Source organism: Micrococcus sp. CH7, assembly GCF_001595485.1.
Classification (GTDB): Bacteria; Actinomycetota; Actinomycetes; order Actinomycetales; family Micrococcaceae; genus Micrococcus; species Micrococcus luteus.
This window is the reverse complement of record NZ_LOSQ01000003.1, coordinates 62576-74592: the sequence shown is the minus strand read 5'-3', so window position 1 is coordinate 74592 and position 12017 is coordinate 62576. Positions and strand designations below refer to the sequence as shown.

Genomic DNA, 12017 nt, shown 5'->3' with positions numbered 1-12017 from the left:
GCACCCTGCGGTGACGTGGCCGGCACACGCGCTCCCTAGCCTGGCGGCGTGCCCGCTCTCGTGATCGCCCACCGCGGTGCCTCCGCCGCCTTCCCCGAGCACACCCGCGCCGCCATGCTCCACGCCCTCGCCGTGGGCGCGGACGGTCTCGAATGCGACGTCCAGCTCACGCGGGACCGCGAGGTCGTCTGCTGGCATGACCCCACCGTGGACCGCACCTCGGACGGGCGCGGCGCCGTCGCGGACCACACGCTGGATCGTCTGCGCGGTCTCGACGTCGTCTCGTGGCACGCCCGGCGTCCGGGGGCCGAGCCCGCCACGACGACGGCGCCGCCCGCCGTGTACGACGGCGCGGGGGAGCAGGTGCTCACCCTGACCGACCTCCTGGCGATCGCGACGGCCGCGGACCGGCCGCTGCGCCTGGCCGTGGAGCTCAAGCACCCCTCCCCGTTCGGGCATGAGCTCGAGGAGCGGGTGCTGCGGGAGCTGCTGCAGGCCGGCTGGGACCCGGAGACCGGCCGGGTGGGTCAGGTGCAGGTGTCCCTCATGAGCTTCCATCCGGACGCGCTGCGCCACGTGGCTCCGCTGGCCGGCACGGACCCCCTCTGCCCCCTGATGGACCTCATGCCGACGGAGCTGCCGACCCGGCTCGCGCAGGGGCCGCTGAGCCGGGCGGCGGTGCGTGCGGCGGCGCGTCAGTCGCTGGCGGGGTCCGAGGCGCTCGTCTGGCGCGGCCGGGCCGGGATGGCGGGGCCCTCCGTGGCCTACGTGCGGGAGCACCTGGCGGACGTGAAGGCGTGGCTGGCGGCGGGGCGGCGGCTGCGGGTGTGGACCGTCGACGAGCGCGAGGACGCCGATTTCCTCCTCGCCCAGGGGGTGCAGGAGCTCACCACCAACCGTCCGGAGGACGTGCTGCGCTGGGTCCGCGAGCGGGCCGCCGCGCGTCGGGAGCGGATGCCCACCGGGGCCTGAGGGCGCCGCGCCGCACGCGCAGACGTGGCCTGCGTTGCGTCCCCGCCCGCGCTTGTGGCTATAGTCACGTCCAGGACCGTGCTCCAGGTCACACCCGACGGCGCGGTCCCCTCGCACCCGCGTCTCGGCTGAGACCTCTCCCGGAGGAGCCCCCATGGCCACCCGTCTGCGTCACCGACTCCTGTCCGCCGCCGCGCTCACCGCGGCCGGAGCCCTGCTCGTCACCGGCTGCGCACAGAGCCAGCGCGACGGCGGCGGCTCCGGCGGCTCGGGCGGGGGCGACGCCGCCCAAGTGGACGGCTCGTTCCTCTTCGCGGCCTCCTCTGACCCGAAGACCCTGGACCCGGCCTTCGCCTCCGACGGCGAGACCTTCCGGGTCTCCCGTCAGATCTTCGAGGGACTCGTGGGCACGAAGCCGGGCACCGCGGACCCCGCGCCGCTGCTCGCCGAGTCCTGGGAGTCCTCGGAGGACGGCCTGACCCACACGTTCCAGCTGAAGGAGGGCGTGACGTTCCACGACGGCGAGCCGTTCAACGGGGAGGCCGTGTGCGCCAACTTCGACCGCTGGTACAACTTCACGGGCATCCAGCAGTCGGAGACCCTCTCGTACTACTACGGCAAGCTGTTCCGCGGCTTCGCGGACAAGCCCGAGGACGCCGTCTACCAGGAGTGCGAGGCCACCGGCGAGCACGAGGCCACGATCACGCTCGCGCAGCCGTTCGCGGGCTTCATCTCCTCCCTGTCCCTGCCGGCCTTCGCCATGCAGTCGCCGAAGGCGCTCGAGGAGTACAAGGCGGACGAGGTCGGCGGCACCGCCGAGTCGCCCCAGATGTCCGAGTACGCCCGGGCACACCCCACCGGCACCGGCCCCTACAAGTTCGAGTCCTGGAGCGTGGGCGAGGACGTCAAGCTCACCGCCAACGAGGACTACTGGGGCGAGGGCGGCGACGTCACGGACATCACCTTCCGCGTGATCGACGACCCGGTGGCCCGCCGTCAGGCGCTCGAGGCCGGGGACATCGACGGCTACGACCTCGTGGCCCCTGCAGACACCGCGGCCCTGTCCGAGGCCGGCTTCAACGTGGTGGCCCGCGACCCGTTCACCATCCTCTACCTGGGCCTGAACCAGGAGAAGGAGGAGCTCCAGGACGTCCGGGTGCGCCAGGCGATCGCCTACGCGATCGACAAGGACGCCCTGATCGCGCAGACCCTTCCCGAGGGCACGGAGCCCGCGACCCAGTTCATCCCGAAGTCCGTGAACGGGTACAGCGAGGACGTCACCACGTACGAGCACGACCCCGCCAAGGCCAAGGCGCTGCTCGCCGAGGCCGGCTACCCGGACGGCTTCACGATCGACTTCAACTACCCCACGGGCGTCTCGCGCCCGTACATGCCGACCCCCGAGCAGGCGTTCTCCAACCTCTCGAGCCAGCTGGCCGAGGTGGGCATCACGGTGAACGCGAAGCCGGCCAAGTGGAGCCCGGACTACCTCGACCAGGTGCAGGGCTCCGCGGACCACGGCATCCACCTGCTCGGCTGGACCGGTGACTACAACGACACGGACAACTTCGTGGGCGTGTTCTTCGGCCAGGAGAAGCCCGAGTTCGGCTTCACCGACGAGGAGCTGTTCTCCGCCCTCGAGGAGGCCCGCCAGATCCCGACGCTCGAGGAGCAGACGCCGAAGTACCAGGAGATCAACGAGCAGATCTCCGAGATCGTCCCGGCGGTCCCGCTCGCCCACCCGGCCCCGTCGCTGGCCTTCGACAAGCGCGTGGCCTCCTACCCGGCGAGCCCGGTCAACGACGAGGTCTTCAACGAGATCGACCTGACCGAGTGAGCCCGGCGGGCCGGGGACGACCCGCCCCACCGGCGACGACGGCGCCGCGCCCCGGCGCCGTCGTCGCCGGCCCGCCCGCCACCGCCCGTCCCTCGCACCGACCGGCCCGGCCCCCGCGCCGGCATGGAGGCCCCTCGTGCTCAGACTCATCGGCAAGCGCCTGCTGCTGCTGATCCCCACCCTGTTCGGACTGTCCGTCCTGCTGTTCGTGTGGGTCCGCAGCCTGCCCGGCGGCCCCGCCACCGCCCTGCTCGGCGATCGCGCCACCCCCGAGGCCGTGGCCCGGGTGAACGCGGCGTACGGCTTCGACAAGCCGCTGCTCGAGCAGTACGTCACCTACATGGGGCGGCTGCTGCGCGGCGACTTCGGCACCTCGATCATGACGAATCGGTCTGTGGTCGAGGAGTTCGCGGACCGTTTCCCGGCCACGCTGGAGCTCTCGATCTTCGCGATCGTGTTCGCGGTGGTCATCGGCATCCCGCTCGGCTACTGGGCCGCCCGCCATGTGGGCCGGTGGCAGGACGACGTCGCCGTCGTGCTGTCCCTGATCGGCGTGGTGGTGCCCGTGTTCTTCCTGGCGTTCATCCTCAAGTGGGTGTTCGCGGTGAAGCTGGGCTGGCTGCCGACGGACGGCCGACAGGACCCGCGGATCGACGCCACCCACTACACGAACTTTTACGTGTGGGACGGCATCATCACCGCCGAGTGGGACGCGGCCCTGAATGCGCTGACCCACCTGGTGCTGCCCGGCATCGCGCTGGGCACCATCCCGCTGGCGATCATCGCGCGCATCACCCGCGCCTCCGTGCTGGACGTGCAGGACGCGGACTTCGTGCGCACGGCCCGCGCCAAGGGCCTGGCCCCGCGCCTGATCCGGGACCGGTTCATCATGCGCAACGCCCTGCTGCCGGTGAGCACCACGCTCGGCCTGCAGCTGGGCCTGCTGATCTCCGGGGCGGTGCTCACCGAGACGGTGTTCGCGTTCAACGGGATCGGCCGGTTCCTCGCGCAGGCGATCTTCCAGCTCGACTTCCCGGTGCTGCAGGGCTTCATCATCTTCATCGCCTTGCTCTACTCGCTGATCAACCTGGTCGTGGACGTCTCCTACGGCCTCATCGACCCGAGGGTGCGTGTCTCATGAGCGTGAACCTGCCCCCCAGCCCCGGCGGCGGACCCACCGAGCACGCCGTCGAGCACGCGCTGGCGCCCGTCGAGGCCGGGGCCACCCAGGCGACCACCGAGGCCGCCGCGGACACCCGCGGCACCTCCGTGTGGGGCGCCGCGTTCCAGCGGCTGCGCCGCAACCCGGCGGCGATCGCCGGCGCCGTGATCGTGCTGCTCTTCGTGCTCGTGGCCGTCCTCGCCCCGGTGCTGGCCCCGTACGCGGGCACGGCCACACCGGGCATGCGCGAGATCCGCCCCACCCACGTGCCCGGCCCCGGTGAGGTGGCCGGCTACCCGCTGGGCCTGGACCGCTTCGGCGGGGACGTGCTCTCCAAGCTGATCTGGGGCGCGCAGGCCTCGCTGCTCATCGGCGTCGTCTCGACGGCGTTCGGCCTGGCCGGCGGCATGCTGCTCGGCCTGCTGGCCGGCACGTTCGGCGGCTGGGTGGACTCCGTGGTGATGCGCGTCGTGGACATCCTGCTCTCGGTGCCGAACCTGCTGCTGGCGGTGTCCATCGCGGCGATCCTCGGGCAGACCCCGTTCGCGGTGATGATCGCGATCGGGGTGGCGCAGGTGCCCGTGTTCGCGCGGCTGCTGCGTTCCTCGATGCTCACGCAGAAGGGGTCGGACTACGTGCTCGCGGCGCAGACCCTCGGCCTCTCGCGCGGGCGGATCACGATGTCCCACGTGCTGCCGAACTCGCTGGGCCCCGTGATCGTGCAGGCCACGCTCACGCTGGCCACGGCCGTGATCGACGCGGCCGCCCTGTCCTTCCTCGGCCTCGGCGGCGGCCGCCCCGAGACCGCCGAGTGGGGCCGCATGCTCACCTACGCGCAGGCCGAGCTGGGCATCAACCCGTGGCTCGCGTTCCTGCCCGGCCTGTGCATCGCCATCACCGCGCTCGGCTTCACCCTGCTGGGCGAGTCCCTGCGCGAGGCCCTCGACCCGACCTCCCGGAGGCGCTGACCATGGACCCCAAGCACGACGACGGCGCGCCCGGCCCCGGCGCGACACCCGCGGTCCCCGCGGCCGGCGCCCCGCTGCTGGAGATCCGCGACCTGGACGTGGAGTTCACCACCCAGCAGGGCACCGTACAGGCCGTGGAGGGCGCGTCCCTCACGCTCCCGGCCGGGGGCACGCTGGCGATCGTGGGCGAGTCCGGCTCGGGCAAGTCCACCACCGCGATGGCCGCGATCGGCCTGCTGCCCGGCAACGGCCGGGTCACGGCAGGCTCCGTCCGCTTCGCGGGCGCGGAGCTCGTGGGCCTGCCCGAGTCGCGGATGCGCGGCATCCGCGGCCGCCGGATCGGTCTGGTGCCGCAGGACCCGATGTCCAACCTCAACCCCGTGACCCGGGTGGGTCAGCAGATCGGGGAGACCCTGCTGACCCACGGCATGGCGACGAAGAAGGACGTGGGGGCCGCCGTCGTCGAGGTGATGGAGCGCGCCGGCATCCCCGAGCCGGCGCGGCGGGCCAAGCAGTACCCGCACGAGCTCTCGGGCGGTCTGCGCCAGCGCGTGCTGATCGCCATCGGCCTGGCGTGCCGGCCGCAGCTGCTGATCGCGGACGAGCCGACCTCCGCCCTGGACGTGACGGTGCAGCAGGTGATCCTGGACCAGATCGACGAGATGACCCGCGAGCTCGGCAGTTCCGTGCTGCTGATCACCCATGACCTCGGCCTCGCGGCCGAGCGGGCGCAGCAGCTCGTGGTGATGCACCGCGGACGCGTGGTGGAGTCCGGCGACGCGCGGGCCATCCTCGAGGACCCGCAGCACGCCTACACCCGCTCGCTCGTGGCGGCCGCGCCGTCGGTGGCGGCGGCCCGCCTGCTGCCCGAGGCCTTCGATCCCGCGCCCGTCGCCCTGGCCGAGGACGACACCGCGGCCCTGACCACGGTGGCCCTGGCGAAGCAGGACCTCACCCCGCTGGTGGAGATCCGCGACCTCACCAAGGTCTATCCCGTACGCGGGCACGAGGACTTCATCGCCGTGAAGGACGTCTCCCTGAAGATCCCGCGCGGCAAGACCGTCTCGATCGTCGGCGAGTCCGGCTCCGGCAAGACGACGACGGCGCGCATGCTGTTGAAGCTGATCGAGCCGACGTCGGGGCGAATCAGCTTCGAGGACAAGGACGTGCTCAGCCTCAAGGGCGAGGACCTCAAGGACTTCCGCCAGCGGGTGCAGGCCGTGTTCCAGGACCCGTTCTCCTCCCTGAACCCCTCGTTCACGGTGGGCCGCATCATCGAGGAGCCGCTGCAGACGTACCGGCGCGGCACCGCGAAGGAGCGCCGGGCCCGCGTGCTGGAGCTCATGGAGCAGGTGGCCCTGCCCTCGCATTTCCACCGCCGGTACCCGGCCGAGCTCTCCGGCGGCCAGCGTCAGCGCGTGGCGATCGCCCGCGCGCTCGCGCTGAACCCGGAGCTGATCGTGTGCGACGAGCCCGTGTCCGCGCTGGACGTGCTGGTGCAGGACCAGATCCTCACGCTGCTGCGGCGCCTGCAGGAGGAGCTGGGGCTGAGCTACCTGTTCATCTCGCACGACCTCGCGGTGGTGCGCCTCATCTCGGACTACGTGTGCGTGATGAAGGACGGCGAGGTGGTGGAGGCGGCCAGCTCGGAGGAGGTCTTCACCAACCCCCGGCACCCGTACACCCGCCGCCTGCTCGCCTCGATCCCGGGCAACGAGCTGGGCATCGCCGTCGAGGCGAACGGGACGCACGTCTGAGCGCTGACCGGGCCGGACGGTCGGGTGCAGAAGCGCCCCGTTCGTGTCGACCGAGCCGCAGCGACATCACCGCCGGGCGGACCGGCGGTGATGTCGCTGGGCGTCGGTCGGACGGTCGGGCGCGGTGCTCAGCGGGCGAGCTCCCACGTCAAGCGGGCGATCGCCTGCTCCTCGTCCGTGGGGACCACGAGCACCGGGATCGCCGACTCCGGCGCGGAGATCGTGTGGGGCCCGGCCACGCGGGCGCGGTTGGCCTCGGCCTCGTAGGCCACCCCGAGCGCCTCGAGCCGGTCGAGCACGCGCGCCCGGAACGGAGCCGAGTTCTCGCCGATCCCGGCGGTGAACACGATCGCCTGCGCCCCGCCCACGGCCACGTGGTAGCCGCCCACGTACTTGGCCAGCCGGTAGGAGGCCACGTCCAGGGCGTTGCGGGCGCGGCCGTCCCCGGAGGCGGCGTTCTCCAGCACCTGGCGCATGTCCGCCTCCCCGGCCAGGCCCAGCAGGCCGGAGCGCCTGTTCATGAGGGTGTCCAGCTCCTCGGCGTCGTAGCCGTGGTTCCGCATGAGGTGGGTGACCACGGAGGGGTCCAGGTCGCCGGAGCGGGTGCCCATCACCAGGCCGGCCAGCGGGGTGTAGCCCATGGAGGTGTCCACGGAGACGCCGTCGCGGATGGCGGTGGCGGAGGCGCCGTTGCCCAGGTGCAGCACCACGGCCCGGAACTCCCCCCGCGGGATGCCCAGATGCTCCGCGGCGAGGCCGGTGACGAGGTCGTGGCTCGTGCCGTGGAAGCCGTAGCGGCGGATGCCGTGCTCCGTGTAGACCTCGTCCGGCAGGGCGTACTGCCAGGCCTCGCGGGGCATGGTCTGGTGGAACGAGGTGTCGAACACGACCACCTGGGGCATGTCCGGCCAGCGCTCGGCCATGGCGCGCAGCCCCTGGGCGGCGGCGGGGTTGTGCAGCGGGGCCAGCGGGGCGAGGCGCTCGATCGCGCGGATCACCTCGTTGGTCACCCGGGCCGGGGCGGTGAACCGCTCGCCGCCGTGGACCACGCGGTGGCCGGCGGCGTCGATGGTGCGCCCGCCGGTCGCCTCGGCCAGCTCGGCCTCCACCTGCTCGAGGGCGGCGGCGTGGTCCGGCACGCCGGAGCCGGGGACGCCGATGCGCTCCACCAGGCCCTGGGCGAGGACGGGCACCGGGGCGTCCGTGCCGTCGTCGGCCAGCTCACGGAGCTGGTACTTCAGGGACGACGAGCCGGAGTTGATGACAAGGACGAGCACGGGGGACTCCTTCCGGGGCGTCAGCCCTGGGCCTGGGCCTGGATGGCGGTGATGGCGACGGTGTTGACGATGTCCTCCACGGTGGTGCCGCGGGAGAGGTCGTTGACGGGCTTGTTCAGGCCTTGCAGCACGGGCCCGACGGCGACCGCCCCGGAGGACTGCTGGACGGCCTTGTAGGTGTTGTTGCCGGTGTTCAGGTCCGGGAACACGAACACGGTGGCCTGGCCGGCCACCTCGGAGCCGGGCATCTTCGAGGCCGCGACGGAGGCGTTGACGGCGGCGTCGTACTGCAGCGGGCCCTCCACCTTCAGCTCGGGGGCGCGCTCCCTCACGAGCTCCGTGGCGGCGCGGACCTTGTCCACGGACTGCCCGGAGCCGGAGGCGCCCGTGGAGTAGGAGAGCATGGCGACGCGCGGGTCCACCCCGAACTGGGCGGCGGTGGCCGCGGACGCCACGGCGATGTCCGCGAGCTGCTGCGCGTCCGGGTCCGGGTTCACGGCGCAGTCGCCGTACACGAGGGCGCGGTCCGGCAGCAGCATGAAGAACACCGAGGAGACGATCGAGACGCCCGGCTTCGTCTTCACGAACTCCAGCGCGGGGCGGATGGTGTTGGCGGTGGTGTGGGCGGCGCCGGAGACCATGCCGTCCACGTCGCCCAGGTGGACCATCATCGTGCCGAAGTAGGCGCCCTCCTGCATGACCTCGCGGGCGCGCTCGGCGTCCACGCCCTTGTGGACGCGCAGCCGGGCGTACTCCTGCGCGTAGCGCTCCAGGTCCGGGGAGTCGGCGGGGTCCACGAGCTCGATCCCGGTCAGGTCCACGCCCTCGCGGGAGGCCAGCTCCCGCACGGCGGCGGCCGGGCCGAGCACCACGAGGTCGCAGACGTCGCGGCGCTGGAGGATCTCGGCGGCGCGCAGCACGCGGGCATCCTCGCCCTCGGGCAGCACGATCCGGCGGCGGTCCGCGCGGGCGCGGGAGATCAGCTCGTGCAGGAAGCGCAGAGGGGTGACGACGTCGGTGCGTGGCAGGTCGAAGCGGGCCAGCAGCTCGTCCCCGTCCACGCGCTGGTGCCAGGTGCCCAGGGCGGCGGCGGTCTTGCGGGGCTGGGCGCTGGAGAGCTCGGAGCGCACCCGGGAGACCTTCGCGGCGGTGGTGAACGTGTCGTCGTGGGTGACGAACACGGGGAAGGCCGCGCCCAGGTAGAGCCGCTGGAGCTGGCGGTTCGGGAGGATGCCGTTGGTGAGGATCATGCCGGAGGGGGTGGGGAAGTCCGGGGTCAGCGAGGAGGCCACGGTGGCCAGGATCGCGTCGGAGCGGTCGCCGGAGACGATCACGAGCGCGCCCTCGCGCAGGACCTCGAGGAAGTTGCCGCCCTCCATGGAGACGGCCTTGACCTCGGCGACGTCGCGGTCCAGCGTCTCCTGCCCGGCCATCTGCTCGAGCCCGAGCGCGTCCGCCACCTCGGCCACCGAGGGGTGCGCGAGCTCGGTCAGCTCGGGCAGCACGTACACGGGCCAGGCGTGGCGGCCGGGGCGCACGGCCGCGCCGACGGCGTCGAGGTCACGGGGGTCCGCGCGGTTGACCATGACGGCCAGCAGCTCGACGCCGGCGTCGTCGAGGGTGCGCCGGGCCAGGTCCACGACGTCGGCCGCCTGCTCGGGTGTCAGGTCCGCGCCGGAGACCACGGCGACCACGGGGGTGCCGAGGTTGCGGGCGAGCTGGGCGTTGAGGTCGAGGTCGGCGGCCGGGTCCGGGCTGATCAGGTCGGTGCCCTCCACCACCACGACGCCGCCCGCCGCCCGCATGGCGTCGTACTGCTCCACGCAGCGCTGCTGGACCTCGTCGCCGCGGCCCTCGGCCATGAGGGTGCGGGCCTCGGCCGCGGTGAGGCCGCCGCGGGCCTGCTCCGGGGAGAGGCCGTACTGCTCGCGCATCAGCAGCACCATGGGGTCGGTCTCCACGTCGTCACCGGGCACCACGGGGCGGAAGTAGCCCACCGTGCCGGAGCGCCGGTACAGCGAGTCGGCCAGGCCCAGGCTGACGAGGGACTTGCCGGCGCCGGTGGACGTGGTGGAGACGAAGATTCCCTGGGGCATGGCGGACCTTCCGGTGGAGGACGGGGCTCGTCGTTCACGGTACCGAGGCCGCGGCGTCGGGGCCCGTCCCGGCCGACGCGGATCGACGTGAGTGAGGCGTGTCTCTCACGCGCGTGACACACATGACTGCACTCGCCCCGTCAAGCATCAAGGACCCTCCCATGGCAACGAGAGCCGACCGCGGCCGCCCCGTGCACAACCCGGACATCGTCGGGTTCACCGACGCCGAACTGAACGAGACGCCGATCCGCCCGCGCTGGAACTCCCTCGGCCCGGGCATCGTCGCCGCGGCCACGGGTGTGGGCGCGGCGGACCTGGTGGCCACCCTGACCGCCGGCTCCCGCTACGGCTACATGCTGCTGTGGGCCGTGGTGCTGGGCGTGATCTTCAAGATCGTGCTCGTGGAGGGCGTGGGCCGCTACTACCTCTCCACCGGCAAGACGATCTTCCAGGGCTGGCGCACCCTCGGGGCCTGGACGTCCTGGTACTTCGGCCCGTACATCCTCATCTGGGGCATCGTGTACGGGGCGACGGCGATGTCCTCCACCGCCCTGCCGCTCGCGGCGCTGTTCCCCGGTGTGGACAGCAAGGTGTTCGCGATCGCCGCGGGCCTGATCGGCCTGGGGCTGGTCTGGCTGGACAGGTACCGGCTCATCGAGTGGCTCATGACGGTGCTGATCGGCGTCATGTTCGTGACGGTGCTGCTCTCCGCGGCGCTGACGGCCCCGAACCTGGGCGAGATCCTCGCCGGTCTCGTGCCGCGCCTGCCCTCCGGCGATCCCCAGGCCATGTTCTACGTGCTCGGCCTGGCCGGCGGCGTCGGCGGCACCATCACGCTCGCGGCCTACGGCTACTGGCTGCGCGAGAAGGGCTGGAACGTCCCGAAGTACCTGAAGGTCATGCGGTTCGACAACGCGACCTCGTACATCCTCACGGGCATCTTCGTGATCGCCACCATGGTCATGGGTGTGGAGCTGCTGCACTCGGCGGGGCTGGCGATCTCCTCGGGTGACAAGGGCCTGCTCGACGTCGGCGACGTGCTGGCCGAGCGCTACGGCTCGGTGTGGTCCACGGTGTTCCTCATCGGATTCTTCGCCGCGTCCTTCTCCTCCCTGCTGGGCGTGTGGCACGGCGTCTCGCTGATGTTCGCGGACTTCTGGACGAACTTCCGCCGGCCCGCCGAGGAGCTGGACCAGGACGACGCGCCGTCGCTGTCCTCGAAGCCCGGCCGCTTCTTCCTGCTGTGGCTGACCCTGCCGCCCATGGCGCTGCTGTTCCTGGACCGGCCGATCTTCCTGATCCTGCTCTACGGCACGCTCGGCGCCCTGTTCATGCCGTTCCTGGCCGTGACCCTGCTGTTCCTCAACAACACGAAGGACGTGCCGCGGCAGTTCCGCAACGGCTGGGTCCGCAACATCCTGCTGGGCCTGACCGCGGCCGTGTTCGTGGCGATCGGCGTGAACGAGCTGTGGAAGGCCCTGCAGCCGCTGATCGGGGGCTGACCGGGTGGCCGGCCGGGTGGGCTCCGACTCGGCCGGCCCTGGCCGGTGACCACGGGCGGCGCAGCGGGCACACTGGTGCCATGATCGTCGCCTTCTCCGTCGCTCCCTCCGGCCAGCCCGCCGACTCCGCCCACCTGCCCGGGGACGCGGACACCGCCTCCGTGCACCGGGCGGTGGCCGCCGCCGTCGCCGTGGTCCGCGCCTCCGGCCTGCCCCACCGCACCTCCTCGATGTTCACGGAGATCGAGGGCGACTGGGACGAGGTGATGGAGGTCGTGCGCGGCGCCGTGGACGCGGTCTCCTCGTACGGCTCCCGGGTCTCGCTCGTGCTCAAGGCGGACATCCGCCCCGGCCACTCGGGCGAGCTGGACGGCAAGCTCGAGCGCCTCGAGGCGGCGCTCGCCGAGGACGGGAACGGGGACGCGGCGGACGCCCGCTGATCCCGG

General features: G+C 72.3%; 9 protein-coding genes. 7 read left to right on the top strand and 2 right to left on the bottom strand.

Annotation, left to right across the window (positions count from 1 at the left end; all coding sequences use genetic code 11):
- Positions 1–48 precede the first annotated feature (48 nt).
- The 5 genes from AUV08_RS01095 (at position 49) to AUV08_RS01075 (ending at position 6696) form a co-directional block, all read left to right on the top strand.
- On the top strand, positions 49–972 hold the full coding sequence (locus tag AUV08_RS01095; protein ID WP_061867609.1) for a glycerophosphodiester phosphodiesterase: 924 nt from the start codon (positions 49–51) through the stop codon (positions 970–972).
- Between the two features lie 154 nt (positions 973–1126).
- Positions 1127–2809 (top strand): ABC transporter substrate-binding protein, encoded by a 1683-nt coding sequence (locus AUV08_RS01090; RefSeq protein ID WP_061873055.1) that lies wholly within the window; start codon positions 1127–1129, stop codon positions 2807–2809.
- Positions 2810–2945: 136 nt separating this feature from the next.
- Positions 2946–3950, top strand: coding sequence for an ABC transporter permease (locus AUV08_RS01085; protein WP_002856116.1), 1005 nt, complete (start codon positions 2946–2948; stop codon positions 3948–3950).
- The gene (locus AUV08_RS01080; protein WP_036341535.1) at positions 3947–4939 is read left to right on the top strand and encodes an ABC transporter permease; all 993 of its coding nucleotides are present in this window, start codon (positions 3947–3949) and stop codon (positions 4937–4939) included. Before AUV08_RS01085 ends, AUV08_RS01080 begins: the two co-directional genes overlap by 4 nt.
- A gap of 2 nt (positions 4940–4941) precedes the next feature.
- Positions 4942–6696 (top strand): ABC transporter ATP-binding protein, encoded by a 1755-nt coding sequence (locus AUV08_RS01075; protein ID WP_061873054.1) that lies wholly within the window; start codon positions 4942–4944, stop codon positions 6694–6696.
- Between the two features lie 128 nt (positions 6697–6824).
- On the opposite strand, the gene AUV08_RS01070 is transcribed toward AUV08_RS01075, so the two are convergent.
- On the bottom strand, positions 6825–7973 hold the full coding sequence (locus AUV08_RS01070; RefSeq protein WP_061867612.1) for an acetate/propionate family kinase: 1149 nt from the start codon (positions 7971–7973) through the stop codon (positions 6825–6827).
- A gap of 20 nt (positions 7974–7993) precedes the next feature.
- Positions 7994–10069 carry a phosphate acetyltransferase gene (gene pta, locus AUV08_RS01065; protein WP_061873053.1) on the bottom strand — a complete coding sequence of 692 codons (2076 nt, stop codon included), beginning with the start codon at positions 10067–10069 and terminating at the stop codon, positions 7994–7996.
- Positions 10070–10230: 161 nt separating this feature from the next.
- Between pta and AUV08_RS01060 the strand changes: the two genes are divergently transcribed.
- Positions 10231–11571, top strand: coding sequence for an Nramp family divalent metal transporter (locus AUV08_RS01060; RefSeq protein ID WP_061867614.1), 1341 nt, complete (start codon positions 10231–10233; stop codon positions 11569–11571).
- 80 nt (positions 11572–11651) lie between these two features.
- Positions 11652–12011: a thiamine-binding protein gene (locus AUV08_RS01055; protein ID WP_020625365.1), complete on the top strand. Its 360-nt coding sequence runs from the start codon at positions 11652–11654 to the stop codon at positions 12009–12011.
- The last annotated feature ends 6 nt before the right edge of the window (positions 12012–12017 follow it).

Coding starts and splice junctions, on each gene's coding strand:
- AUV08_RS01075 (WP_061873054.1), top strand. CDS start 4,942: ATGGACCCCAAGCACGACGACGGCGCGCCCGGCCCCGGCGCGACACCC.
- AUV08_RS01090 (WP_061873055.1), top strand. CDS start 1,127: ATGGCCACCCGTCTGCGTCACCGACTCCTGTCCGCCGCCGCGCTCACC.
- pta (WP_061873053.1), bottom strand. CDS start 10,069: ATGCCCCAGGGAATCTTCGTCTCCACCACGTCCACCGGCGCCGGCAAG.
- AUV08_RS01055 (WP_020625365.1), top strand. CDS start 11,652: ATGATCGTCGCCTTCTCCGTCGCTCCCTCCGGCCAGCCCGCCGACTCC.
- AUV08_RS01060 (WP_061867614.1), top strand. CDS start 10,231: ATGGCAACGAGAGCCGACCGCGGCCGCCCCGTGCACAACCCGGACATC.
- AUV08_RS01080 (WP_036341535.1), top strand. CDS start 3,947: ATGAGCGTGAACCTGCCCCCCAGCCCCGGCGGCGGACCCACCGAGCAC.